Annotated in this window: 22 protein-coding genes; 16 read left to right on the top strand and 6 right to left on the bottom strand. The window is 65.9% G+C overall.

Going from position 1 to position 25,565, the window contains the following annotated elements; all coding sequences use genetic code 11:
- Window position 1: 1 nt before the first annotated feature.
- The 7 genes from ACU0AG_RS11220 (at window position 2) to csgH (ending at window position 8,785) form a co-directional block, all read left to right on the top strand.
- A complete protein-coding gene (locus ACU0AG_RS11220; protein WP_482782370.1) occupies window positions 2-976 on the top strand; it encodes a CsgG/HfaB family protein in 975 nt (324 codons plus the stop codon).
- A 404-nt stretch (window positions 977-1,380) separates the two neighbouring features.
- Window positions 1,381-3,504, top strand: coding sequence for a beta strand repeat-containing protein (locus ACU0AG_RS11215; RefSeq protein ID WP_482782369.1), 2,124 nt, complete (start codon window positions 1,381-1,383; stop codon window positions 3,502-3,504).
- Between the two features lie 84 nt (window positions 3,505-3,588).
- A complete protein-coding gene (locus ACU0AG_RS11210) occupies window positions 3,589-5,376 on the top strand; it encodes a beta strand repeat-containing protein (RefSeq protein WP_482782368.1) in 1,788 nt (595 codons plus the stop codon).
- A gap of 86 nt (window positions 5,377-5,462) precedes the next feature.
- Window positions 5,463-6,950: a hypothetical protein gene (locus ACU0AG_RS11205; protein ID WP_482782367.1), complete on the top strand. Its 1,488-nt coding sequence runs from the start codon at window positions 5,463-5,465 to the stop codon at window positions 6,948-6,950.
- A gap of 70 nt (window positions 6,951-7,020) precedes the next feature.
- Window positions 7,021-7,650, top strand: coding sequence for a hypothetical protein (locus ACU0AG_RS11200; RefSeq protein WP_482782366.1), 630 nt, complete (start codon window positions 7,021-7,023; stop codon window positions 7,648-7,650).
- 11 nt (window positions 7,651-7,661) lie between these two features.
- A complete protein-coding gene (locus tag ACU0AG_RS11195; protein WP_482782365.1) occupies window positions 7,662-8,414 on the top strand; it encodes a hypothetical protein in 753 nt (250 codons plus the stop codon).
- Entirely contained in the window at window positions 8,411-8,785 is a 375-nt protein-coding gene (csgH, locus tag ACU0AG_RS11190) for a curli-like amyloid fiber formation chaperone CsgH (protein WP_482782364.1), read from the top strand. Before ACU0AG_RS11195 ends, csgH begins: the two co-directional genes overlap by 4 nt.
- A gap of 3 nt (window positions 8,786-8,788) precedes the next feature.
- On the opposite strand, the gene ACU0AG_RS11185 is transcribed toward csgH, so the two are convergent.
- Complete coding sequence (locus ACU0AG_RS11185) at window positions 8,789-10,135, bottom strand: hypothetical protein (RefSeq protein WP_482782363.1); 1,347 nt, start codon at window positions 10,133-10,135, stop codon at window positions 8,789-8,791.
- A 217-nt stretch (window positions 10,136-10,352) separates the two neighbouring features.
- Here ACU0AG_RS11185 and ACU0AG_RS11180 point away from each other — a divergent pair, with 217 nt between their 5' ends.
- Window positions 10,353-11,738 carry an MATE family efflux transporter gene (locus ACU0AG_RS11180; RefSeq protein ID WP_482782451.1) on the top strand — a complete coding sequence of 462 codons (1,386 nt, stop codon included), beginning with the start codon at window positions 10,353-10,355 and terminating at the stop codon, window positions 11,736-11,738.
- Between the two features lie 9 nt (window positions 11,739-11,747).
- On the opposite strand, the gene ACU0AG_RS11175 is transcribed toward ACU0AG_RS11180, so the two are convergent.
- The gene (locus ACU0AG_RS11175) at window positions 11,748-12,605 is read right to left on the bottom strand and encodes a mechanosensitive ion channel family protein (protein ID WP_482782362.1); all 858 of its coding nucleotides are present in this window, start codon (window positions 12,603-12,605) and stop codon (window positions 11,748-11,750) included.
- A gap of 207 nt (window positions 12,606-12,812) precedes the next feature.
- On the opposite strand from ACU0AG_RS11175, the gene groES reads away from it, so the two are divergent.
- The 3 genes from groES to ACU0AG_RS11160 all read left to right on the top strand — a co-directional run bounded on the left by groES (window position 12,813) and on the right by ACU0AG_RS11160 (window position 16,319).
- Window positions 12,813-13,100: a co-chaperone GroES gene (gene groES / locus ACU0AG_RS11170; RefSeq protein WP_482782361.1), complete on the top strand. Its 288-nt coding sequence runs from the start codon at window positions 12,813-12,815 to the stop codon at window positions 13,098-13,100.
- A gap of 132 nt (window positions 13,101-13,232) precedes the next feature.
- Window positions 13,233-14,864, top strand: a complete 1,632-nt coding sequence (groL, locus tag ACU0AG_RS11165) for a chaperonin GroEL (protein ID WP_482782360.1) — start codon at window positions 13,233-13,235, stop codon at window positions 14,862-14,864.
- A gap of 246 nt (window positions 14,865-15,110) precedes the next feature.
- Window positions 15,111-16,319 (top strand): GGDEF domain-containing protein, encoded by a 1,209-nt coding sequence (locus ACU0AG_RS11160; RefSeq protein ID WP_482782359.1) that lies wholly within the window; start codon window positions 15,111-15,113, stop codon window positions 16,317-16,319.
- A 3-nt stretch (window positions 16,320-16,322) separates the two neighbouring features.
- Here ACU0AG_RS11160 and ACU0AG_RS11155 read toward each other — a convergent pair whose 3' ends face one another.
- Window positions 16,323-16,931, bottom strand: a complete 609-nt coding sequence (locus ACU0AG_RS11155) for a GNAT family N-acetyltransferase (RefSeq protein ID WP_482782358.1) — start codon at window positions 16,929-16,931, stop codon at window positions 16,323-16,325.
- A 124-nt stretch (window positions 16,932-17,055) separates the two neighbouring features.
- On the opposite strand from ACU0AG_RS11155, the gene ACU0AG_RS11150 reads away from it, so the two are divergent.
- Window positions 17,056-17,709, top strand: a complete 654-nt coding sequence (locus tag ACU0AG_RS11150) for a TetR/AcrR family transcriptional regulator (protein WP_482782357.1) — start codon at window positions 17,056-17,058, stop codon at window positions 17,707-17,709.
- The gene (locus ACU0AG_RS11145; RefSeq protein WP_482782356.1) at window positions 17,706-18,185 is read left to right on the top strand and encodes a DUF4188 domain-containing protein; all 480 of its coding nucleotides are present in this window, start codon (window positions 17,706-17,708) and stop codon (window positions 18,183-18,185) included. The genes ACU0AG_RS11150 and ACU0AG_RS11145 overlap by 4 nt, the downstream gene beginning before the upstream one ends.
- On the opposite strand, the gene ACU0AG_RS11140 is transcribed toward ACU0AG_RS11145, so the two are convergent.
- Both ACU0AG_RS11140 and ACU0AG_RS11135 read right to left on the bottom strand, forming a co-directional pair.
- Window positions 18,182-18,937 (bottom strand): SDR family NAD(P)-dependent oxidoreductase, encoded by a 756-nt coding sequence (locus ACU0AG_RS11140; RefSeq protein WP_482782355.1) that lies wholly within the window; start codon window positions 18,935-18,937, stop codon window positions 18,182-18,184. The genes ACU0AG_RS11145 and ACU0AG_RS11140 overlap by 4 nt on opposite strands.
- A 125-nt stretch (window positions 18,938-19,062) precedes the next feature.
- Entirely contained in the window at window positions 19,063-20,490 is a 1,428-nt protein-coding gene (locus ACU0AG_RS11135) for an aromatic ring-hydroxylating oxygenase subunit alpha (RefSeq protein WP_482782354.1), read from the bottom strand.
- Window positions 20,491-20,585: 95 nt separating this feature from the next.
- On the opposite strand from ACU0AG_RS11135, the gene ACU0AG_RS11130 reads away from it, so the two are divergent.
- Complete coding sequence (locus tag ACU0AG_RS11130) at window positions 20,586-21,122, top strand: VOC family protein (protein ID WP_482782353.1); 537 nt, start codon at window positions 20,586-20,588, stop codon at window positions 21,120-21,122.
- 237 nt (window positions 21,123-21,359) lie between these two features.
- On the opposite strand, the gene ACU0AG_RS11125 is transcribed toward ACU0AG_RS11130, so the two are convergent.
- Complete coding sequence (locus ACU0AG_RS11125) at window positions 21,360-22,169, bottom strand: helix-turn-helix transcriptional regulator (protein ID WP_482782352.1); 810 nt, start codon at window positions 22,167-22,169, stop codon at window positions 21,360-21,362.
- Between the two features lie 134 nt (window positions 22,170-22,303).
- Here ACU0AG_RS11125 and ACU0AG_RS11120 point away from each other — a divergent pair, with 134 nt between their 5' ends.
- Both ACU0AG_RS11120 and ACU0AG_RS11115 read left to right on the top strand, forming a co-directional pair.
- Complete coding sequence (locus ACU0AG_RS11120) at window positions 22,304-23,914, top strand: AMP-binding protein (protein WP_482782351.1); 1,611 nt, start codon at window positions 22,304-22,306, stop codon at window positions 23,912-23,914.
- 59 nt (window positions 23,915-23,973) lie between these two features.
- A complete protein-coding gene (locus ACU0AG_RS11115) occupies window positions 23,974-25,533 on the top strand; it encodes a helicase HerA domain-containing protein (RefSeq protein WP_482782350.1) in 1,560 nt (519 codons plus the stop codon).
- Window positions 25,534-25,565 lie beyond the last annotated feature (32 nt).

Below are 25,565 nucleotides of genomic sequence, written 5' to 3'. Positions count from 1 at the left end.
CGTGCAAAACCGTTTTCTCCTTGCTGCCATTTCGGTCGCGGCGCTGGCTCTGGGCGGGTGCATGGCTGCCCCGCAGGACGGCCGCAATTCGCTGCCCACCACCACCAGTCTGGCCTATTTCCCGAAGAAGACCCAGACCCAGAACCTGCTGAACCAGCTGCCCGCCCCGCAGCGCCCGGTGGCGATCGCGGTCTATGGCTTCACCGACCAGACCGGGCAGTTCAAGCCCAGCGAACAGGGCCAGACCCTGTCGCGCGCGGTGACGCAGGGTGCCAGCTCGATCCTCGTCAAGGCCTTGCAGGATGCCGGCAACCGCAGCTGGTTCACCGTGGTCGAGCGCGAGCGTCTGGATAACCTGCTGAAAGAACGCCAGATCATCGGCGAGATGCGCAAGCGCTATCTTGGCGAACAGGAAGTCGATCCCAATGCCCTGCCCGCGCTGCTGTTTGCCGGCGTGCTGCTGGAGGGCGGGATTGTCGGCTATGACACCAACACCGTCACCGGCGGCGCAGGCGCGGCGTTCCTCGGCATCGGGGCGCGGACCGAATACCGGCAGGACACGGTGACCGTCTATCTGCGCGCCGTTTCGGTGCGCACCGGCGAAGTGCTCGCCAATGTCACCGCCTCGAAAACCATCGCCAGCCAGGCGCTGGGCGCGAGCGCATTCAAGTTCGTGGCGTTCCGCGAACTGCTCGAAGCCGAAGCCGGGATCACCTCGAACGAGCCCGATCAGGTCGCGCTCCAGCAGGCGATCGAGAAGGCCGTCTACGGCCTCGTGCTCGAAGGGGTGGAGCTCGATCTGTGGCGGTTCGACGACATGGCCGCCGCCCAGCCGCTGATCGCCGCCTACCGGGCCGAGCGTGACGGGCTGTACGATGCCAGCGATATCCAGAAAGCGGTCAAGCGCGCAGGGTCCCTGTCAGCCATGACCGTGGTCGAAAAGGACAAGGACAAGGGGATGCGTGACGGATCGTGACGCGAAAACGGATTTCCCGATGGCAAGTCGCCTGAAGGGATAAGCAATCGAGCGCGAAAAGCGCCGAATGGGCCGCACAAAAACAAAGCACGCAAAGGAGCGGCAACTCCGATGCGCGCGAGTGAAGAGGTAAGCGATCACCTGAATGACCCGGCGTCTACGCGCGCCGTGGTCACTGTCCGGTATCGCCTATCGTTAGGGCGGATGCAACCATGAATGCCGGACGTTCAGAAAATGCCAGTTTTTCCAGCCCCTTGGCGGCGCGCACCTGCGCCTCCAAGGCGCTGGCGGCTGGCCCGTTCGCATACACGCATCGCCACAAACTTCGGGACCCCGTGACGCATGAACGTCTGCGGGGCCGGAAAATGTCGCACACCACAAACCGCTGAAAAAGGACGGAACGGATGAAATATGTAACCAAGGCAGGTGTGTCGATCCTGGCACTGACGCTGGCAAATGCCGCGTGGGCGCAGGGGATCCCCAACACCTCGACCATCAATCAGGGCGGGACCAACGAGACCGCCATCGTCGCGCAGGGCGGCACCGGCACCAACGCCAGCACCATCGACCAGTCGGGCACCGGCAACACCGCCGATGTGACGCAGGACAGCACGGCCGGTGACGCCAACAGCTCGTTCGTCACGCAGACGGCGGGCGCCAGCGGCAACACCGCCACGGTCAGCCAGACCGGCGAAGGCCAGGCGAGCGCCGTGACGCAAGATGGCGAAGACAGCGATGTCGAAGTGACGCAGGACGGCAACAACAACAATTCCACCGTCAGCCAGAACGCCTTCGAAGCCACCACCACTGTCGTGCAGGGCGGCAGCTTCAATATCAGCAACGTCGGCCAGACCGGCGACGGGGCCACTGTCTTCGTCGACCAGTTCAACGGCGATGCCATGGTTCTGGGCAACAGCTCGCTCGTGAACCAGAGCGGCGATGATGCGATCACCAACGTTGTGCAGGATGGCGAGACCAACAGCTCGGTCGTCAGCCAGACCGGCACCTCGTCGTTCACTTCGGTCGGCCAGACCGGGCTGAACAACAGCTCGTTCGTCAACCAGAGCGGCCTGAATTCGGACACGCTGGTTGACCAGACCGGCTCAGCCAACTTCTCGACCGTAGGCCAGACCGGCACCGGCGCCATCACCGACATCATCCAGGACGGCGAAGCCAACTCGTCGAGCGTGAGCCAATCGGGCGCAGGTTCGCAGACCATCGTCGATCAGACCGGCTTCGCCAACGGGTCGGGCGTGGTTCAGGGCGGCATCGGTTCGATCACCGATATCGTCCAGAACGGCACCAGCAACAGCTCGTTCGTGTCGCAGTCGGGCTCGCTTTCGGAAACCACGGTCAACCAGGACGGCACCGGTTTGACCTCACAGGTCACCCAGAGCGGTTCCGGAGCGATCACCGATGTGGTGCAGACCGGCTTCAACCAACAGTCCTTCGTGACCCAGAGCGGCCTCGGTTCGAACACCTCGATCACCCAGAGCGGTCTGTCCAACTTCTCGGGCATCAACCAGTCGGGCATTGGTGCGGTGGCGGTGATCTCGCAGGATGGCTTCGCCAACACCTCGACGGCATCCGAAACCGGCGCGGCATCGAACCTGGCCGTGACCCAGCTGGGCACCTCGAACTTTTCGGGCGTGACGCAGAACGGCGCGGGTTCGGAAGTTGACGTGCTGCAGGACGGCACCAGCAACACCTCGCAGGTCACCGGCACGGGCGCAGGCTCGACCGTCGATGTGCAGCAGTTCGGCACCGGCAACCTCAGCACTGTCGGCCAGTCGGCGGGGATCACCGATGCCACCGTCTTCCAGGACGGCTCCGGCAACGAATCGATCGTCGCCCAGCTGGCCGCCAACGCCACGGTGGATGTCAGCCAGACCGGCAACGGCAACTTCTCCGACGTGCGCGGCGTTGCCAATGGTTCGGATGCAACCGTGGTCCAGACCGGCAACGGCAACCTGTCGGAAGTCGATCAGAACGCGGCCAACATCCGTGTCGGCTTCCTCAACCTGCCGGTGCTCAACGAAAACCAGAGCACTCTGGTGACCCAGACCGGGGATGGCAACAACGCCAACACCGCGCAGTATGGCCGCAACCAGCTGGCGACGATTGCGCAGATCGGCGACAGCAACACCTCCGGCTTTGTCGGCGGCGCGGCCGGGATCCAGCAGGTGGGCGAAAACCAGACCGCCGACCTGTTGCAGGAAGGCAATCGCAACAGCTCGACCATTGCGCAGGGCACCAACGGCAACTTCAACCTGATCACCGGGGCATCGAGCGACGGCAACACCGCCAGCATCAGCCAGACCGGCGATGATGGTGGCTCGGCTGTCTCGCAGAACGGCGACGATAACCTTGCCACGCTGCTGCAGGACGGGATCGGCAACGATTCCGCGATCACCCAGCTCGGCAACGGCAACAATGCGAGCGTGACCCAGGGTGGAACGGGCAACCTGTCGGATGTGAGCCAGGCGGGCAACCTCAACGTGGTCACCATCATCCAGAACCAGCCCTGATCATGCTTCCGGCAGCGCGGGTGGCATGAACCTGCCCCCCGCCCTGTCCGGCAAGCGAACGAATTGCACAAAGGAAACACGATCATGAAAAAGACGATCATCACCGGCGTATCGCTGCTGGCCCTTGCTGCCGCAGCTCCGGCTTACGCCCAGAGCACCTCGACCCTGACCCAGGCCGGCAATGGCAATGATGCCACCGTGACCCAGACGGGGACCAACAATTCGGAAGTCGATCAGGATGGCGATGCCAACGTGGCGACGGTGGATCAGGCGGGCACTGCCGCCAACTCCTTCGTCACCCAGACCGGCAACGGCAACGAAGCGACCGTCGACCAGAACACCATCGAAGGTTACACCGATGTGGTGCAGACCGGTGACGGCAACGTTGCCAGCGTGACCCAGACCGACGCGTCGAACCTCGACAACGTCGGCATCCGTCCGGGCGCCGATCCCGAAGCCCATATCGACCAGCTGGGCAACAACAACACTTCGACCGTCAACCAGACCATCGCAGCCGGCAGCTACAATATCGGCGCCGAAAACGAGCAGACCGGTGACGATAACGTGTCGGACATTACCCAGCTCGCCAACGGCCCGGGCTTCACCGGATCGATGATTGCCACGGTGCGGCAGGAAAACGGTGCGGACTCGATGGTCTTGCAGGACGCCAGCAATGGTGCGCGCAGCTTCACCGCCAACGTGTTCCAGGACGCTTCGATTTCGAGCGTGATCCAGACCGGCACTGCCTCGACCGGATCTAACATCCCCTCTGTGCGGGCTGACATCAACCAGCGCGGCGGGTCGGATTCGAGCGTGACCCAGACCGTCAATGGCGTCGGCGGCGGCGATCTCTACGCCTCCGTCCGCCAGCGTAACGGGGCAACCTCGACCGTCACCCAGACCGCCAACGGGCTGGCTTCGGTGACGCAGGATGCCTTCATCGATCAGGATGGCGCCAACACCTCGACCGTCACCCAGACCTTCACCCAGCCCTCGTCAAACCGTTACTCGGCAACCGTGTTCCAGCGCGGCGATGGCAACTCGTCGAGCGTGACGCAGGCCGACTTCAACCCCGGTTCGTCTGTCAGCCCGGATGAACTGCTGACCGCCAACGTCAGCCAGACCGGCGATGGCAACGCATCGTTCCTGACCCAGCTCAACAAGCTGGCCACCGCAACGCTCACGCAGAGCGGCGATGACAACGTGATCGGCGCGACCCAGAACGGCGCGGCGCTCTCGCTGACCATCGACCAGACGGGCGACGGCAACTTCTCCGACGTGCTGCAGCGCGGCAACGACAACCTGATCGAAGTGTCGCAGGCCGGTATCGGTGCCTTCAACAACATCGATCAGAACGGCCGCTCCAGCAAGATCTACATCGATCAGCTGGTCGGTTCGGACGGTTCGACCTCGAACGTCACCCAGACCGCGATGCCGGCCGCTGCCGCAACCCGCAACACGGCAACCGTGACGCAGTCGGCTGCCAACAACCTGTCGGGCATCAACCAGGGCGGCTTCAACAGCTCGGCGACGGTCAGCCAGTCGGGTCCGGGCAACGTCAGCGCGATCGCGCAGATCGGCACGGTGCAATACGGCAACGGCATCGTCAGCAACGCCGCCACCGTCACCCAGTCGGGCGAGGACAACAATTCGGAAGTGTCGCAGAACGGCAACCTGAACCTCGCCGCGGTCGAACAGTCGGGCAATGGCAACATCGCCGATCTGACCCAGACCGGCACCGGCAATGATGCCGACATCCTGCAGAGCGGTTCGATGAACTCGGCCACCGTCACCCAGACCGGCAACAACTTCGTGTCGAACATCACGCAGTCGGGCACCGGCGGGTCGATCACGGTCACCCAGGGCTTCTGATGCCAGCTTCGCCGGGCGGGGCTGCGGCCTCGCCCGGATACCGGATTATCGAGGGCAAGACCCTCTGACGAAACAAGGAATGTGACATGAAAAAGACCATCATCACCAGCGTTTCGATGCTCGCACTCGCCATCGCGGCACCGGCCATGGGCCAGAGCACTTCGAACGTCTCGCAGACCGGCAACGGCAATGACGTAACCGTGGGCCAGACCGGCAGCGGCGCGTCCGATGTCACCCAGAACGGTGACGACAACGACGCCGATGTCACCCAGAGCGGCACCACGCAGGATTCGGACATCACCCAGACCGGCAACCGCAACATCGCAGGAGCAGTGCAATCGGGCGCGCTCCAGTTTTCGAGCATCACCCAGAACGGCGACGACAACGAGGCCGAAGTTGACCAGTCAGGTTCTAGCAACGCCAGCGTCGTGAACCAGAACGGCAGCGGCCTGATCGCGGGCGTCAGCCAGGATGGCCTGTCCAACTCCTCGACCTTCAACCAGAGCGGCACCGGCAACGAAGCCTACACCACCCAGCAGGGTGACGGTAACTTCGCCAACGTCACGCAGAGCGGTGCCGACAGCGTCAGCAACATCCTGCAGCAGAGCGACGACAACTGGGCGGTGGTCAACCAGTCGGCCAGCGACAGCACCTCGACCATCGAACAGACCGCCAACAGCCAGAACGCACTGGTGCTCCAGAGCGGTTCGGGCCAGTCCTCGATCATCCGCCAGTCGTCGGCCACGGCGGCCTTCGGCGTCTCGGGCGGCGATGTGCGTTCGAGCAACACCTCGCAGGCGCGGGTGGAACAGGGCGGCACCGACAACAGCTCGACGATCGATCAGGAAGGCACCGCGACCTTCGCCTATTCGCGTCAGATCGGCAACCGCAACACCTCGGAAGTCCTGCAGAACGGCACCAACAACCTGCTGGGCATCTTCCAGTCGGGCGATGACAACACCTCGACCGTGACCCAGTCGGGCGTGCTGACCAACTGGACCAACCTGTCGTTCAGCGCCACCGTGGGCGTCAGCCAGACCGGCGATCGCAACATGTCGGACGTGACGCAGGATGGCGACTACATCAACGGCAACCTCGCCGAGGAAAACACCTTCCGCGTGGCGCAGTCCGGTGACGACAACGAATCGACCATCACCCAGAGCGGTCTCAACCCCGAAGCGCGGGTGCTCCAGTCGGGCAACTTCAACGCCTCGACCATCGAGCAGGCGGGCACGGAAAACCGCGCCTTTGTCGACCAGATCGGCAGCGGCAACGCCTCGTTCGTCGATCAGCTCGCCGGGATGGGCGTGAACAACTTCGCCGACATCAACCAGACCGGCGATGACGGCCTGTCCGAAGTGCTCCAGTCGGGCAGCAACAACACGGCCAATCTGGCGCAGGGCGGCACCGAAAACGCTGCCGACGTGACCCAGTCCGGCACCGGCAACACCAGCAACATCACCCAGACCGGCATGGGCAACACCGCCACCGTCACGCAGGGTTCGATGGGCAACCTGTCGAGCATCACCCAGAGCGGCATGGGCAACACCGCCACTGTCTCGCAGGGGATGTAAGCCTGCATAAGGCTCCGGGCGGGACGATGGTCTCGCCCGGAGCATCTTTTTCGATTACAAGGATCATACGATGCCCCGTCCCACGCTCGCCTTTGCCCTGTGCGCCCTGCTTGCCGGAGCTGCCTGGCATGGTGCGGCAGCGCAAAGCGCGCCCGGTCGCGGGGTGTTCATCGACCAGATTGCCGACACCAGCCGCGTCACCGTGACGCAAAGCAATCCCGACAGCCTTGTGCGCGTGGCGCAGGACGGGGCGGATAATGCGGCCGATGTCGAACAGGATGGCCCGGCCACCCACCGCGCAGTGATCGCGCAGGACGGCAACAGCAATGCAGCCACCGTGCGGCAGGAAGGCGACGGATCGACCGATCTGGCGCTGGCGCAGGAAGGCAACGGCAATTCCGCCGCCGTGTTCCAGAGCGAACAGGCCGCCGGCGCGCAGACCACCGCCGCGATTGCCCAGCGCGGCAACGGCAACACCATCATCCTCGCGCAGGACGGCAGCGACAACCGCGCGCTGCTTGACCAGAACGGCGATGACAACGTGATGACCGCAACCCAGCTCAACACCGGCAACCGGCTCGAATGGAGCCAGAGCGGCGATGGCCTCGCCGATTTGCAGATCGTGCAGACCGGCAGCGGCAATCTCCAGATCACCCAGAGCATGACCGGCGCGCAATTCGCGCCGCCGCCGGGCGGCTGATGGCGATGCCGGTGCGACACCTCCGCCTGGGCCTGACCTTCGCAGCCATGCTCGGCTGCGGCGTCGCGGCACAGGCGCGGCAGGAACAGGTCGGTCAACCGCAGGACGCATCGTCCGCCAGCCGCACGCAGGCGGTCCAGATCGGCGATGCCCTGCCCGCCAGCCGGCGCGATACCGGCAAGGCCTATCTCGATACCACCCCCGCCCCGCCGCGCCCGCGCCCGGCACAGGCGGAAAGCAGCCAGATCCCCGGCCAGAGCGGCAATGCGCCGACGCGGCAGATCAGCTCCACCGATCTCAGCAGCCCCGGCGTCGCGCAATTGTCCAAGGCCGATCTCGAAGCCACCCTCGCCCAGCTGACCGCCGCCGAACGGCGCGTGCTGTTGCAGGCGATCGAGGGCAGCGACATCTGCGACAATCCGCCGCGCATTCCGGCGGTGGTGGCGCTGTGCCAGAACCGGATCGAAAGCCGGTCGGGCGATTTCGCGAAGGTCGAGAGCGAACCGAGCGCCGAGGAAGCCCTGCTGCGCAACAATGTCGAACAGCCCGGCTTGCCCAGCGTCTCGCAGGTGATCGATCGCCTCGCCCGCGCCAGTGCGGCGACGAATGATTTCAGCAATCAGGCCATCGCCTCGATCGCGCTGGCGACGCCGGCCGCGCCGCCGGCCCGCCCCGAACAGGACGACCCCACCGCCGGGCTTTCCGACGAGACGCAGGCGATGGTCAATGCGATCATCAACCAGCTGGGCGTGCGCGGGCCATGATCCCCGCCGCCGCCCCCGCTGTCTCGGCTGTGCTTGCCCTGCTGATCCCCGCTGCCTCTGCCACGGAGCCGCCGATGAATGACGCACCCCATGCGCTGCAACTGGAGGTGGAACAGCACGGCGGCACCATCGAAGTGCTGCTGACCGGCGCATCGGACACCGCCCGGCAGGTCAGCTACACGCTCGAAGTCACCGGCCAGTCGACCTCGCGCCACCGTGGCAGCACGACCCTCGCCGCCGGTTCGAGTGCGGTGCTTTCGACCATGCGCGCCAGCGTCGGCGATGACTGGTGCGTGAAGCTGGTGGCCGAGGAAGCGGGCGTTCCGCCTTACGAAATCACCCGCGGGCCGTGCGATACGGCGGCGGATTGATCGCTACCGCCTGACCTGACCCATCCCGGTGCTGCCCAGCCCGCGTTCGGGCGCGGTGATCTGGTCGATATGCACCTTGCGCCCCGCCTTGGGCCGCGTGTCGGTGTGGCCGACATTGAACTCGTCATAGACCGGATCGTAGCTGATCGGGATGCCCTGCGCCTGCAATTCGGCGAGCGGGATATAGGCGTTGGCCGCCGAAGAGGCGCGGATGCGGGCGATCTGCGCGGGGTCATAACGGTCCGCCAGCACATCGACGATCGAGCCGAGCCGGACGCTGAGGCCGGTGGCAGTCTGCCGGAAATCGACCGCGCCCGCCGTCTTGCCGTCCACGCGCGTGACCAGCTGCGATTTGATGTCGAGCCCGAACATGGCATCGGTTGAAATCGTGTTATTGCCGGGTTTCGCGGCCGTCAGCGTCGGCTTTGCCGCGGGGATCGCAGCAGCCGCCACAGGCGCTACAGGCATCGCCGGACCCGCGGCTTGCACCGGCGATGCGGAGGCAGGCGGCGCAGCAGCGGGGCGCGGAGCGGGCCTCGCCACGGGCGGCAGCGGAGCGAGTGCCGCAGGCGGGGAAACCACCGGCGCGACTGTCAGCGCGGCCCTTTCCTGCCGGACCGGCGCCGAGGCAGCCAGCACCGCCTGCTCCTCGGGAACGAGCCCCTCGCCAAGACCGGCAACCGGCGGATCGATCGCAGCCGGAGCCGCAAAAAAGGCCTCCCGCTCGCTCCCCGCCCCGGCAGGCAGCGCGGGCGCTTCGGGCTGCGGAGACACCAGCGCGGCAGGCAGGGGCGCGGCAGGCGGCGGCGCGGCTTCCTCTACCGGCGCGGGGGCCTCGTCAGGCACGATCTCCTGCGCCGACAGCTGCAACACAGCGTCAGCATCAGGGGGCACCGCGACGAAAGCGGGCGCTTCGGCGGAGGGGGCTGCATCCGCCGCCACCTCGACCGGCAGGCTGGCGGCCGCAGGTGCGAACTCCGGCGCGATGGATATATCGGGCAGGCCCGGCGTCATCGCCGCAGCGGTGACAGGCGCCGCCAGCTGTGCGGGAGCGGTTTCGGGCAGGCGCAGCAGCGGCGCATAGCGGACCCCGGCCAGCGCAGGACTGACCCCGGCCAGACCGGGCTTGACCGCCGCTTGCCCTGCTCTCGGCACCGGCTTGACCGGCTCGTCCAGCCGCTCGCCGGGGGCAAGATCGCCCGCGCCGACCGAAATTTCGGGGACGGTCAGCGCAGCAAAGAAGGCAACGCCGCCCGGCAAGGCGCGGGTCAGCAACCGCCGACGCGCGCGCGCAGCCGGCGGAGCACCGCCAGCAGCATCAGCTTCGTCTGTGTTGCGCCATTCTGTCACGATTGCCCCCAAGCACCGCGACTATGTTCCCCGCATCCGATTCGGCAAAGCAGAATCGCCGGAAAACCGCGATTTACGGCCAATGTTCCGCCCCTGTTCCGGAAAATCAGCCTGCGCCGAGTCCAGAATCGGGACAGGCCGGAGGCATTTTGCTTTCCCCGAATCGCCGCTGCCCCTATCCGGACCGGCTCGCCTGTCGGTGAGCACCGACATGACCATGCAGCACACAACCGCTCTCGAAACGCCCGGCTGGGGCACAGAACTACGCGCCACGCTGGCGCTGGCGGTGCCGCTTGCCGCGACCAATCTGCTCCAGATGCTGATCCACGCGGTGGACGTGATCTTCATCGCGCGGCTCGGCGATACGCCGCTGGCCGCATCGAGCCTTGCCATCGCCATTTTCGGGCTGACGGTGTGGGCGATGACCGGGCTGGTCGGTGCCTGCGCCCCGCTGATCGCGGCCGAGCGCGGGCGGCGGCTCCATTCGGTGCGCGATATCCGCCGTACGGTGCGCATGGGAATGTGGGTGGCGATCCTCTTCGGCCTTGTGGGCATGGGCATCGCCTTTGCGGGCGAGCCGTTGCTGCTGCTGAGCGGGCAGGAACCGGCGATTGCCGCGATGGCGGGGGATTTCCTGTTCGTGATCGCCTTTGCGATGATCCCGATGATCCTTGCCGGCGTGTTCCGCATCTTCGTCGCCGCGCTGGGCAAGCCGGGTTATGCCACCGCGATCACGCTGCTGGCGCTGGGCACCAACATCCTCGGCAACTGGACGCTGGTGTTCGGGAACCTCGGCATGCCGGCGCTGGGCCTGACCGGATCAGCGCTGTCGAGCGTGATCACCGCAGCGGCGATGCTGGTCGCCTATGTCGTCGTCATCACCCGCGACCGTGCCTTGCGGCGCTATCGCATCTTCGGGCGCTGGTGGCGGCCGGAATGGCGGCGCCTGAAAGACATCATGGTGATCGGCACCCCGATCGCGCTGACCGTGCTGGCCGAAGCGGGGCTGTTCAGCGGCGCGGCGCTGCTGATGGGCCGTTTCGGAGAGACCGAGCTGGCGGCGCATACCCTCGCCCTGAACCTCGCCGCGCTGGCGTTCCAGATCCCGTTCGGCACGGCGCAGGCGGCGACCATCCGGGTCGGCTATCACCATGGCGCGGGCGACCGAGTGGCTGCGGGCCGAGCAGGCTGGGTGGCGCTGGCCATCGGCACGGGGTTCATGAGCACCACCGCGCTCGCCATGATGCTGGTGCCGACGGCTTTGCTGCGCATCTATATCGATCCCGACGCGGCGGCGAATGCCGCGCTGGTCAGCTTTGCGCTGCAATATCTGCTGTGGGCGGCGATCTTCCAGCTGGCAGACGGGGTGCAGGCGGTGGGCGCGGGGGCGCTGCGCGGGTTGCAGGACACCGCCGTGCCGATGTGGATCGCGATCTTCAGCTACTGGGTGCCGGGCTTCGGCCTTGCCATCGGCCTCGGATTCTTCACCCCGCTGGAAGGCACGGGCGTGTGGATCGGGCTGGCCACCGGCCTGTTCTTCGCCGCCGCGCTGCTGCTGTGGCGCTGGGCGCGGCGCGACCGTCTGGGCCTGACGCCCGCCTGACCAAATCGCCTAGGCGGGGATCGTGCGCACCTCGCGCTGGGGGAAGGGGATCGAGATGCCTTCCTCGGCAAAGCGGGTCTTGGCTGCCTCGGTCAGCGCCCATGACAGGCCGAGGTAATCCTCGGTCTTGCACCACACCCGCATACCGACGGTCACCGCACTATCGGCCAGCGCCGAGACAAACACCACCGGCGCGGGATCATCCAGCACGCGGCTGTCTGCCTCTGCCAGCGCCAGCAGCACTGTGCGCGCCTGCTGGATGCTGTCGTTATAACCGATCCCGACCAGCAGTTCGAACCGCCGGGTCGGCATCCGGGTGAAGTTGACAATCGGCTTGTTCCACAGCTCGTTATTGGGGACCATCACATAGAGCCCGTCGAACTGGAGAAGTTCGGTGGTGAACAGCCCGATCCCCTGCACCGTGCCGGTCACCGTTCCGGCAGTGATCGCCTCGCCCACGCGGAACGGGCGCTGGATCAGGATCATCACGCCTGCCGCGACATTGGACAGCGTGCCCTGCAACGCCAGGCCCACCGCCAGCGCCAGACCGCCCAGCGCGGCGATGATGCTGGTGGTTTGCACCCCGAACTGGGTCAGCACCGTCACTCCGACCACCACCCACAGCGCATATTTGATGAGGTTGCCGAGGAACTTGGCAACCGTCGGCTCGATCCGTCCCGACCGGGTCAGCGCGCGATCGGCTGCCTTCGAAAGAATGCGGGCGAGGATGACCCCGATCACCAGCACCGCAACCGCGCCGGCCAGATGGGCCAGATTGCCCTTGAGCCACAGCCACCCCTCGGCAGCGAGATTGATCTCGTCGCTTAGGCCATTGGCAATACGGGGCGGCAGCTTGGGGACAGTCATGGGAAAAAGGCGCTCCTTGTTGCGAGCGGCTTTCGATAACCGACGCGGCCCGCGCTGGCCACCCCGCAGGAAAATTCGGCACCGTCGCGAAATTTTTTGCGGCCCCAGCCCTTGATTCATTCGCCGCCCACGACCAAATGCGCCGCGTTGGCACTCTCGGTGGGAGAGTGCCAAGACATCTCATCCAATCAAGGAAAGGTCATCATCATGGCATTTCGTCCGCTGCACGACCGCGTTGTGGTCCGTCGCATCGAAGCCGACCAGAAGACCGCTGGCGGCATCATCATCCCCGACAGCGCCCAGGAAAAGCCGAGCGAAGGCGAAGTCGTCGCTGTCGGCGAAGGCGCCCGTGACGACGACGGCGACCGCATCCCGATGGACGTCAAGGTCGGCGACCGCGTGCTGTTCGGCAAGTGGTCGGGCACCGAAGTCAAGATCAACGGCGAAGACCTGCTGATCATGAAGGAAAGCGACATCATGGGAGTGCTTGGCTGATCCATCAGCCAAGCACGGACACCCTGACGAAAGTCAGGGTCTCGTGAAGTCCAGTTGAACATTCGATGGCCCGCACCGGGCCGCAAGCGATCCCGGCTCTCGCCGGGATGACGAGAAACAGGAGAAACAATCATGGCTGCCAAGGACGTAAAGTTCGGCCGCGAAGCCCGCGAAGGCATTCTGCGCGGCGTCGATATCCTCGCCAACGCCGTCAAGGTGACGCTCGGCCCCAAGGGCCGCAACGTCGTCATCGACAAGAGCTTCGGCGCGCCGCGCATCACCAAGGACGGCGTCAGCGTCGCCAAGGAAATCGAGCTCAAGGACAAGTACGAGAACATGGGCGCGCAGATGCTGCGCGAAGTGGCCTCGAAGGCGAACGATGCTGCCGGTGACGGCACCACCACCGCCACCGTGCTCGCCCAGGCGATCGTGACCGAAGGCATGAAGTCGGTCGCGGCCGGGATGAACCCGATGGATCTGAAGCGCGGCATCGATCAGGCCGTGCTCGCCGTGGTCGAGAACCTCAAGGCCCGTTCGAAGGACGTGTCGGACAGCAGCGAAATCGCGCAGGTCGGCATCATCTCGGCCAACGGCGACCGTGAAGTCGGCGAGAAGATCGCCGAAGCGATGGAAAAGGTCGGCAAGGAAGGCGTGATCACCGTCGAGGAAGCCAAGGGCCTCGAATTCGAATTGGATGTCGTCGAAGGCATGCAGTTCGATCGCGGCTACCTCAGCCCCTACTTCATCACCAACCCCGACAAGATGACCGTGGAACTGGATAACCCCTACATCCTGATCCACGAGAAGAAGCTGTCGAACCTCCAGTCGATGCTGCCGATCCTCGAAGCCGTGGTGCAGTCGGGCCGTCCGCTGCTGATCATCGCGGAAGACATCGAAGGCGAAGCGCTGGCGACCCTCGTGGTCAACAAGCTGCGCGGCGGCCTCAAGGTTGCGGCGGTCAAGGCTCCGGGCTTCGGCGATCGTCGCAAGGCGATGCTGCAGGACATCGCGATCCTCACCAAGGGCGAGATGATCAGCGAAGACCTCGGCATCAAGCTGGAGAACGTCACCGTCGGCATGCTCGGCCAGGCCAAGAAGGTCTCGATCGACAAGGACAACACCACCATCGTCGATGGCGCCGGTTCGGCTGACGACATCAAGGCGCGCGTCGCCGAGATCCGCACCCAGATCGACAACACCTCGTCCGATTACGACCGCGAGAAGCTGCAGGAACGTCTTGCCAAGCTCGCTGGCGGCGTGGCCGTGATCAAGGTTGGCGGTGCAACCGAAGTCGAAGTGAAGGAGCGCAAGGACCGCGTTGACGACGCTCTCCACGCGACCCGCGCTGCGGTTGAGGAAGGCATCGTTCCGGGCGGCGGCACCGCGCTGCTCTACGCCACCAAGGCTCTCGAAGGGCTGAAGGGCGCGAACGAAGACCAGACCCGCGGCATCGACATCATCCGCAAGGCGATCACCGCCCCGATCAAGCAGATCGCCCAGAACGCCGGCCACGATGGCGCGGTCGTTGCGGGCAACCTGCTGCGCGAGAATGACGAAACGCAGGGCTTCAACGCTGCCACCGACACCTACGAAAACCTGGTGAAGGCCGGCGTGATCGACCCGACCAAGGTCGTGCGCACCGCGCTGCAGGATGCGGCTTCGGTCGCCGGCCTGCTGATCACCACCGAAGCGGCGATCGTCGAGCGTCCGGACGACAAGCCGGCCGCCCCAGCCATGCCCGACATGGGCGGCATGGGGTTCTGACCTAAGGCGGGAGGGTCAGCGCAAGCTGACCCGTCCACGCCGCAGGCCGGCCAGCGGGGCGCCCGCGCCCCGTCTGACGACTCCGGCTCCGCCGGAGTCGGCCCAGCCCCAAGGCACCAGAACAGGAAACCCCGGCGGCTCACCCCGCCGGGGTTTTTTGCATCCCCACCTGCGGGAAACAGAATTTAACCATTTCCTGCTAGCTTTCGCAGCCGTCATGCCAGCCTGCGATGCCTCCCGATGAACATGATGGTGTCCCATCGCGATCTGCCGCTGCCCGTGGCGGGCGGGCCGGGTGACGCATTGGAGGCGCAGGTCGAGCACCTGTCGCAAACCTATTTCCTGAACGGCATCATCCAGTGGCAGACGGTCAACCTGCTGCCGCTGCTGCTGATCGGGCTGTGCGCACTGGACCTTCCCGACTGGCGCCCGACCGCAGCCATGATCGTGCTGATCATCGCCTGCCTGCTGACGATGTTCGCATCCGTACGGCAATTGCGCACCACGCCCAGCCCGCCCGCCGAAACCGCGCTGTGGCGGCGCTACAATATCCAGACCTTCTGCCTTGGCGGGCTGTGGGCCGGGCTGATGCTGCCGGTCACCCCGACGCTGGGCACCAGCATCGCATCGACCTTCGTGTGCGTGATCATCATCGCCTCGGTCGCGATCACCAGCATGGTGCTGGCGACGCGGTGGGCGACCTTCATGCATTTCATCGCGGGTGTAATCGGCTTCCTGCTGCCGCAGACGGTTTTCTATCTGGGCGCGATCGGCCCGATCCCGCTGATCGCCACGATCGGTCTAGGACCGGGGATGTGGGCCATGGCCAAGGCCGTGCACACACAGGACCGCGCCCTGATCCGCACCCAGCTGGAAAAGGAATATCTGGCGCAGGAACTGGCGCAGGCGCTGGAGCGGGCCGAATATCTCGCCAGCCGCGACAGCCTGACCGGGCTGTTCAACCGCCGCGCTTTCGAAGCCTTTGCCAACGCCGCACGCAGCCGGGCAGGCGCTGCCCCGATGAGCCTGATCCTGATCGATCTCGATCATTTCAAAGCGATCAACGACCGCCACGGCCACGCCACCGGCGATAATGTGTTGCAACGATCGGCGCAGCTGATCCTTGGCAGCGTATCGCCCGGCGATGTGCTGGGCCGCGGCGATGGCGCGGTGGCGCGCTGGGGCGGAGAGGAATTCCTGCTGCTGCTGCCCGATTGTCCGGTGCCGGTCGCGGTCGCCATTGCCGAAAGATTGCGCCAAGGCCTCACGGGCCTCGCCGATCCTGCATGGCCGCAGGATCTGGTCATTTCGGGATCGTTCGGGGTGGCGGGCTGGGCACCGGATTGCACGCTGCACCAGTGCATCAGCGACGCCGATGCCGCGATGTATCGCGCCAAGCAGGCAGGGCGCAACCGCGTGGTGGCGCACGACAGCAAGGCTCCGGCGGAGAGTTGAGCGCTAACGCGCCGGGCGCATCATGCCCCAGAAGGTCGGCCCGTCCGGCACCTGCCAGCTGCGCACCACTTCGAACCCGAGCGCGCGATAGATCGCGATATTGCCTTCATCCGCCGTTTCGAGCCACGCCTTGGCACCATCGGCATCGGCCAGCGCCAGTCCGGCGCGGATCGCGGCCCCGCCATAGCCCTTGCCGCGGTAGAGCGAATGGCATCCGGCATAGTGGAGATACCAGCACGGTTCATCAGGCAGGTTCGCCTTGATCAGCGCGCCCACCTCTGCCGCACGGCCGATCGCCGGGCCGAAGGCCAGCAGATAGGGCAGCCGCGTGCGGATCGCCTCCCACCGCCCCTCGCCCATCCGTGCGGGGCTGCGCCATGCGGTCACAGCCTCGGCCGCAGGGGTCATCATCAGGCAGCCGGCGCGGCTGTCCTCGTCGAACACGATGGCGAACATGCGCAGCAGCGCGCGCCTGCGGGCGGCAGGATCGGGCACGATGTGGCACAAGGCCGGTTCGTTGCGGAACGCCTCGGCCAGCGTCGCGATGGCCCAGGCGCGATCGGCAGGCTTTGCGGCGCGGCAGGGAATGCTGGCTTCGGGCCGGTCTGTCATCATCGTCCTCAGGGGTTGGTGCGGCAGTTGACTCTGGTGACAGCTTGCCGCATTTGTTGACACTGTCAACATTGGGCAAGCAAATGTTTTACAGCGGGCTTTTCGTGTTTCGGGCGGTGCGGCCATGATGGCCCGCAGCGCCGCCCATGCGGGGCTCGACCTGCGCGAGGCGTGTCTGGCCGAAGCGCTGGCGATCATCAGCGCCACCGGGGTCGAAAAGCTGAGCCTGCGCGAAGTCGCCCGCAGGCTTGGCGTGTCGCATCAGGCGCCCTATCGCCATTTCGCCAGCCGCGATCATCTGCTGGCCGAGATTGTGCGCGGTGCCTTTGCCGAATTTGCCGCCGCACTGCGCCGCCCGCCGCGCAGCGATTCTGCCGCCGCCGATCTGCTGGCGATGGGCATGGCCTATGCCGGGTTCGCGCTGGCCAGACCGCTGCAATATCGCCTGATGTTCGGCGGCGCCCTGCCCGATCCTGCCGCCCATCCCGCCATGATGCAGGGCGCCCGCGATGCCTTTGGCGTGCTGCGCGAAGGCATTGCCCGGCTGCGGATCGAACAGGGCGCGCCGCAGCAAGGCAGCATCACCGATCGCGACGCGCTGTTCGCATGGTCGAGCCTGCACGGCGTGGTCAGCCTGCTCCAGACCGACGCGATCCGCACGCTCGATCTGGCGCCGGGCACGCGCGAGGCATTCACCGCGCTGGCGCTGGAAAAGGTCGGCGCGGCTTTGGGCATAACACCGGGCGGGACAGCCGCCGGAGCTGGGGGGTCGCAATGACACATATTCTGGAGGGCCGCTGGACGGCCGTGGCGGACGAGGAATTCGTGGTGTTCATCATCGGCATGCGGATCAACCGCGTGTGGATGGTGCACCGCTGGGTGCCGCTGATCCGGGCGATGGCGGAAATGATCCGCGAGCTTTCGATCCGCCCCGAACTCGGCTTCATGGGCGGCAAGACGTGGTTCGGGCGCACCATCGTGCTGGTCCAGTACTGGCGATCCTTCGAACAGCTCGAAGCCTATGCCAAGGCGCGGGATCTCCGGCACCTGCCCGCATGGGCCGATTTCAACCGCAAGATCGGCAATGACGGCACGGTCGGCATCTATCACGAAACCTACCGCATCGCGCCGGGCAGCTTCGAGAACGTCTATGTCAACATGCCGCCGATGTTGCTGGGCGATTGCGCGACGCTGGTGGAGGCGAAGGGCCACCATGCAACAGCGCGCGGCCGGATGGAGCGGGAAGTGCTCTAAAGCGTCTGCCCGTCATCCAGCACAAAGTCCGTGCCGGTAACGAACTCGCTGGCGTCCGAACACAGGAACAGGATCATCGCGTCCAGCCCCTCCTCGCCCATCAAGCGGCGCTTGGGGAAGCGGGCGATCTGCTTCTTGCCGGATTCGGTATCGAACCAGGCATCATTGATCGCGGTGCGGATATAGCCGGGGGAGACGGTGTTGACGTTGATCCCGCTGCGCGCCCATTCGCGCGCCAGCGTGCGTCCCGCCTGCACCACGCCCGCCTTGCTGGCGGCATAGGCAACAAGGCCGGGCGAAGGCTCGAAGGCGGTGATCGAGGCGATCAGCACGATGCGCCCCCGCGTGACGCCCTGCGCCAGCATCCGCTTCGCCCCCTCGCGCGCGGTCAGGATGGCCCCCTTGAGGTTGATCGCAAGGGTCTGTTCGATCTCCTCTTCGGAGATGGTCGTCGCCATCCCGGCACCGTCCACCCCGGCATTGGCGATCACCGTGTCGACCGGGCCGCCGAAGGCCGCCTCTGCCGCGTCGAACCCGGCGATGATGTCGGCCTCGCGCGCGACATCCATCTGCACTGCGGCTGCCCTTGGCCCGATTTCGGCGGCGAGCGCCTGTAGCCGGTCCGCCCGCCGTGCGCCCAGCGCCACATGCGCGCCGTTCGCGGCAAGGATGCGCCCGAAGCGGGTGCCAAGCCCCGATGATGCGCCGGTGACGAGCGCGGTGCGCCCATGAAGGTCGAAGGAGAAGGTCATGCCTGTTTCAAAATCTCGTCATTGCGAGCCGCAGGCGAAGCAATCCATGGACTGACTGTCGCTCTTGGCGCGAGGGTAATCCATGGATTGCCGCGTCGCTTCGCTCCTCGCAAGGACGAATGGCGTTACGAGGCCGCCGGAAGTTCCCCGGTCACATATTTCATCAGCGTCGTCTGGAAGTGCCGCACGCGGCTGTCCTGATAATGGCCGAGCTCCATCAGCCCGTCCTTCATCGCCTTCATCCCTTCCTGCACGTAAGGCAGGTTCGCCATGTCCTGATCGAACACATTGGCCAGCTGCGGGCCCATGATGTCGTTGGCCCAGGCGAAGGGTTCGTCATCCGGGATATAGGTCATCGGCACCGCACGCGGGCGTTCCTGACCCTTGGGGGTGGGGAACAGCAGGCGGATTTCCATGATGCACCAGTCCGGCGTGTCGCCCGGCAACCAGCGGTACACCAGCGTCGGCAGGAAGCCGATCCACGGCGCGAAGTTGGGGAAGATGTTGTAGGTGAAATTGTCGAGGATCTCGGTGTCCGAGGCCTCGGAATAGTCATAGCCATATTGCTCGGCAAAACCCTTGCGCCCCGCTTCGGCGAGGATCTTGCGGGCACCCAGCGGATCATTGGCGTCGTAGCTGTCGTCGGTCCCCTCGCTCGCCGAAAAGCGCCGGTTGGTGCGCGCATCCTGACCGCCGGAAAACTCGTTCATCTTCTCCAGCACATAGTCCGAATTCTTGCCCTTCATGTGCGGGCTGAGCACGCCCGAAGGGGTGATGGCGCGGTTGAAGTGATCGCCGATCAGATCATACCGGGTGTTGGCATCGCCGAGGAAGGCGAGCAGCTGCGGGTGCGTGGTGATCGAATGCCAGGCCTCCATGAAGGCCTCGGCGGTGGCCTTCCAGTTGGCCGGAATCTTCTTCTGCACCCACATGCCCGTGTAGCGGTTGGCAAAGTCATAGCGTTCGTAATGCGACGCTGCCGGGCCAAGCCAGGTCTTGAAATCGGGCAGGGCGTGGTTCTCGGTCAGCATCACGAAACCCTGCCACAGCTCCACGCGGGCTTCGGGCAGGTCCATGTTCTTGCCTTCGAGATGCTTGAAATCCCACGAACAGGGGATTTCCTTGAGGCTGCCGTCATTGCGCCAGGTGAAGCCGTGGAACGGGCAGCGCAGCTGCACCGAAGGCCCGCTTTCGGTGCGCAGCTTGCGCCCGCGGTGGAGACAGGCGTTGTAGAAGGCGCGCACGCTGCCGTCCTTCTGGCGGATCAGAAGGAAGCTCTTGCCGGCAATGTCGAACACCACGGAATCGCCCGCATCGGGCATTTCATCCTCGCGCGCGGCGAACAGCCAGACGTTGGGCCACATTTTCTCGCGTTCGAGACGGGCGAATTCCTCGGAGATATAGGGTGCGACCGGCAGCGGATCGTCACCCATTTCGATATGCGATTCCTCGAACAGGTAATCGGGCGGACGGCGGGTGTCCCCGTTCAGCATGTCGGTATAGCTGATCCCCGGGCAGCGGTCCTCGCGGGCAATATCCTTGATCTCGTTCATCGCAGCCGTTCCGTCCTCGCACTTTATGCAGTGTCTCCGGCGGAGAATATCACACAGGTTCCGGCGCAGGGCACACTATCGGATTGGAGAGGAACATGGCTTTGAAGGGCAAGATCGCCGCGCTGGGCGATATCATGCAGCTGGCCTTCGTGCCGGAGGATTTCGACGCGGCGGTCAGGCACTGGACCGAAGTGATGGGCGTCGGCCCGTTCTTCATCATCGAGGGCATCCACCTGGAAGGCATGAGGTATCGGGGCCAGCCCACCGATGCCGTGTTCGATCTGGCGCTGGCCTACTGGGGCGACATGCAGATCGAACTGATCCGCCCGCGCGATGAACACCCTTCGATCTATCGCGGCGAGTATGGCTCCACCGGCAACGGGCTGCACCACGTGTGCATTCTGGTCGACGACATCGACCACGCCCGCGCCGTGTGCGAGGCTGAAGGAGCGGAGGTGATGATCGAAGGCACCTTCGGCACCAGCAAGGCCATCTATGTCGATGCGGGCGGCGGGCCGGGGACGCTGGTGGAGATTCTCCAGCAGGCCAAGGACGGCCCGGACCTGTTCGGGATGATCAAGGCCGCGGGGATCGGCTGGGACGGCAGCGAGCCGCTGAGGAGGTTGGGTTGAGATGAGCCCCTCCCGCTTGCGGGAGGGGAGCGAGACTTGGCGGCTTGCCGCCTAGTCGCAGCGGGGTGGGCGCCCGTCACAGGCCCACCCCCGACCCCTCCCGCAAGCGGGAGGGGAGATTATCGCGCTGATCTCGGTCGCGCAGCGATCGCGAGCGCACGCGCGCGAGCCGCAGGTGCTCAAGCCTGCAGGGCTTGAAACAGCACCGAGGAGGAGGGTGCGGAGGCGCCCTCGAAACTAATCAGACGCCCCCAGATACCCCAGCTGCCCGGCCTTGAAGATCGTCTGGGCGCGGTTCACGCTGTCCAGTTTTTCGCCTGCACGGTGGATGTGGTAACGGATCGTGGCGTGGCTGCGGTCAAGGATCATGCTGATTTCCTTGTCGGTCTTGCCGATCGCGGCCCAGCGCAGGCATTCGACCTCGCGCTTGGACAGCACGCAGTCCGAAGGGATGCGCCGCTTGGTGCGGTTGGCCTGCACGTAGCCTGCCACAAAGCAGCGCGTCACCATCGCGAACAGCGCGCCATATTCGGCGAATTCGGCTGACAGGTCTTCCTTGTCCTTGTCCATCGAGATGAAGCTGCTGGCCGAAATCTGCCCGAACGGCAGGTGCACCGGGATCACGATCGCCGCCTTGCACAGGGCGCGCTTTTCGAAATCGTTCATGTCGATTTCAGCGAGATAGTGGTTGCGCCAGCGGGTGTTGAACCCGTGGCGGTTGACCCAAAACGGCTCGCTTTCATAGCGGCAGGCACGCGGCAGCGGCGAATGCAGCGCCAGCCGGTGATCTTCCCACCAGCGCGCCCCGTCATCCAGCCAGCGGAAGATATCGGCGTTGAGGATCGTGCCATCGGCATCGACCATCGGTTCTTTCGAGGAAATGTCGTCGCACACCGCGACCTGCATCCCCCGCTCGCGCGCGATGCGGGCGAGGTTGACCGCGGCATCGTGGATGTCTTCGGGGCAGGTGATGGTGACCTGTTCGAGCAGCTGCTCCAGCGATTCGCGCCCTTGCGGCGTCCGCAGTTCGACAACATTGCTAGCCATTGCCGTGCCTTGCTCCTCTGTTTGTTTTCTGATTCGGGAGACTAACGCAATTTTCGCGTTTGTCCTCTCCATTTACCTAGGGGAAAGTGGCGGGAACGGGGGCTAGCGAAAGTGACAAAGGAGAAGATGCGTTGATGGGTTTTGCCGGGGCGAATTTCGGGGTGGTGCTGAAGGCGCTGGCGGCAGCGATTCCGGCGGATCGGCCCGCGCTGGTGCACGGGACGCGCATCGTCAGCTGGGGCGATCTCGACGCCGTCACCGACCGGATCGCCGCCGGCCTGCGCGCCCGCGGCCTCGCACCCGGAGACATCGCCGGGCAGATGCTGCGCAACACCCCCGATTACCTGCTGGCCTATTTCGGCTGCGTGAAAGCAGGCGTGGTGCCGGTCAATGTGAACTATCACTACAAGGCGCGGGAGCTTGCGGATATCTTCACCCGCTTCGGGCTGAAGGCGCTGTTCACAGAGAGTGATTTTGCCGCCATCGCCCGCGAAGCCATGCCGCAGGGCACGCTGACCGTGGATGTCGGCAGCGGCGAATGGGCCGCGCTGTGCGATACGGCCCTGCCCGCCGATTTCGCGATCCACGATGATCCGGAGGCGCTGTTCCTCACCGCCACCGGCGGCACCACGGGGATGCCAAAGGCGGTGATGTGGCCGATGGATCAGGCGTGGCAGGCGTTCAATATCGGGGTGTGGCAGCGCCCGCCCGGCACCCCGCCGCTGGTGGCGGGCAGCCTTGCCGAACAGGTGGCCGAGGCCGCCCGCATCGCTCCCGATCATCCCGCCAGCACCTCGCCATTGCTGCTGCTCTCCCCCCTGATGCACGGCGCGGGGCAGTTCACCGCGGTGATCCACCTGCTGAAAGGCGGCACGCTGGCGCTGCTGCCCGCGCCGAAGTTTGACGCTGACGCGGCGCTGGACGAGGTGGCGCGGATCGGGGCGCGGGGCATCTTCATCGTCGGCGATGCCTTCGCGCTGCCGCTGGCTGACCGGCTGGATGCGCGGGGTGATGCCAGCACCGTGCTGGCCTCGCTTCGGAGCATCACCTCCTCGGGCGCGGTGTTCTCGCCCGCGCTCAAGGCGCGGCTGATCGCCCACCACCCTTCGCTGATGATCGTCGACGCGCTCGGCTCCTCGGAAAGCTCGGGCACCGGCATTGTCATCACCACCGCGCAAGGCAGCAGCGGCGGAGGCAAGTTCCAGCCGCTCCCCGGCCGCGAGACGAAACTGTTTGACGAGGGCTTCAATGAAATCCCGCCCGGCAGCGAAGGCGTCGGCATCGTTGCGCGCACCGGCCCGCTGCCATTGGGCTATCTCGGCGAGGATGAAAAGAACGCGGCGACCTTTCCCGTGATCGGCGGCCAGCGCTGGCTGATGACCGGCGACCGCGCGCGCTGGGCGGTAGACGGGACGCTGGAATTCATCGGGCGCGACAACATGTGCATCAACACCGGCGGCGAAAAGGTCTTCCCCGAAGAGGTCGAGGCGGTGCTGCTGGAACATCCGGCGGTGCATGACGTGCGGGTGGTCAGCCTGCCCGATCCGCGCTTCGGGCGGAAGGTGGTGGCGGTGGTGCAGCCCGAAGGCGAGGTCGATGAGGCAGCGCTCGATGCCCATGCCCGCGCAGGCCTCGCCGGATACAAGATCCCGCGCCTTTACGTGATCACCTCGCAATCGCTGCGGCTCAACAATGGCAAGCCCGATTACAAGACCGCGCAGGCGCTTGCCGATGCGGCCACCTAACCGTTGAAAAGCCTCCCCTGCACCTTTGCGGGGGCGGCGGGGGTGCCTAATCCGGCGGGGTGAGCGCAACCATCGACATCGGCCGGGACACCAGCGGGCACGCCATCGCCATCGATATCGAGGAACTGCTGGCGACCCGCCTGCTGGTGCAGGGCAATTCCGGATCGGGCAAATCGCACCTGCTGCGCCGCCTGCTGGAAGAATGCGCCGGGCAGGTGCAGCAGGTGGTGATCGACCCGGAGGGCGATTTCGTCACCCTCGCCGACCATTTCGGCCATGTGGTGATCGACGGCGCGGCCTATTCCCCCCGCGAGATCGAGGCGCTGGCCGCGCGCGTGCGGCAGCACCGTGCCTCGGTGGTTCTGGCGCTGGATGAACTGGAGGTCGAACAGCAGATCCGCTGCGCCGCGCTGTTCCTGACCGCGCTGTTCGATGCCCCGCGCGAACACTGGTATCCCGCGCTGGTGGTGGTGGACGAGGCGCAGATGTTCGCCCCCGCCGTCGCGGGCGAGATCAGCGATGACACCCGCCGCCTGACCCTGTCGGCGATGACCAACCTGATGTGCCGCGGACGCAAGCGGGGCCTTGCGGGGATTGTCGCGACGCAGCGCCTCGCCAAGCTCGCCAAGAATGTCGCGGCCGAGGCGTCGAACTTCCTGATGGGCCGCACCTTTCTGGATATCGACATGCAGCGCGCCGCCGATCTGCTGGGGATGGACCGGCGGCAGGCCGAGCGCATCCGCGATCTGCAACGCGGGCAGTTTCTCGGCCTTGGCCCCGCGATCAGCCGGCGTCCGGTGGCGGTCAATGTCGGGCCGGTGCGCAGCGCGGGACGCGGCGCGGCGCAGGGGCTGATGCCGCTTCCGCAAGCGCCGGTCGAAGCGATGGAGGCGCTGCTGACCGACCGGTTGGCCGAAGCCGCCAGCTTGCCCGCCCAGCCGCTCGCCAGCTCCCCTGTCCGCTCCGCAGCCGAGATCGAGCGGGCGCTCAGCGCCGCCACCGCCGCCATGGCTCCGCCGCCACCGCCCCCCAAACCAGCTGCGCCCGCACCGGCCCCTGCCGCTGCCCTTGCCGGTGCAAATCCGGAACCGGCGCCGACGCTCGCCGAGGCGCCCGCCGAACGCTCACCAGCCCCTGCGCCACAGGGTGACGCCAGCATCGCCGGCGTGATCCGCGAACTTGCCGCCAGCGACGGCGCGACCTTCGTGCCGGTCACATCGCTGTTCCGCGATTTCGCGATCCGCTGCCGCCAGCGCGGGGTGGCGAGCGCGCATATCGACATGGCGCGCTTCCGCCGGTTGTTCGCCTGCGAGGTCGGCGGGCTGGAGCGGCTCGAAGGCACGGTGCGCGCACGCGTCGAGGCGATGATCGCCGGGGTCGAGGACGATGTGCTCGCCCCCTATCTCGCGCTGCTGGTGGCGAGCGTGCTGGATGAACCCATGCCGGGCGAGGACGAGCTGGCGCGCCTTTACGGCAGTTCATCCCCCAGCCGCATCCGCCGCCTGCTCGATCACCTCGAACGGGCAGGCCTGATCGTGCTGCGCGAGGAATTCGGCGGCGAGCGCAGCATCATCGTGCCGGGCATCGGCGACCTCGCGGATACAAGCGAGGCCGCCTGATTGTTCGGGGGTTCGCTGGCGCGAACCGCAGA

It is taken from the genome of Erythrobacter sp. RANMB8, from assembly GCF_056848235.1.
The sequence above is the reverse complement of the archived record's forward strand: the minus strand, read 5'-3'. Positions and strand labels throughout refer to the sequence as shown.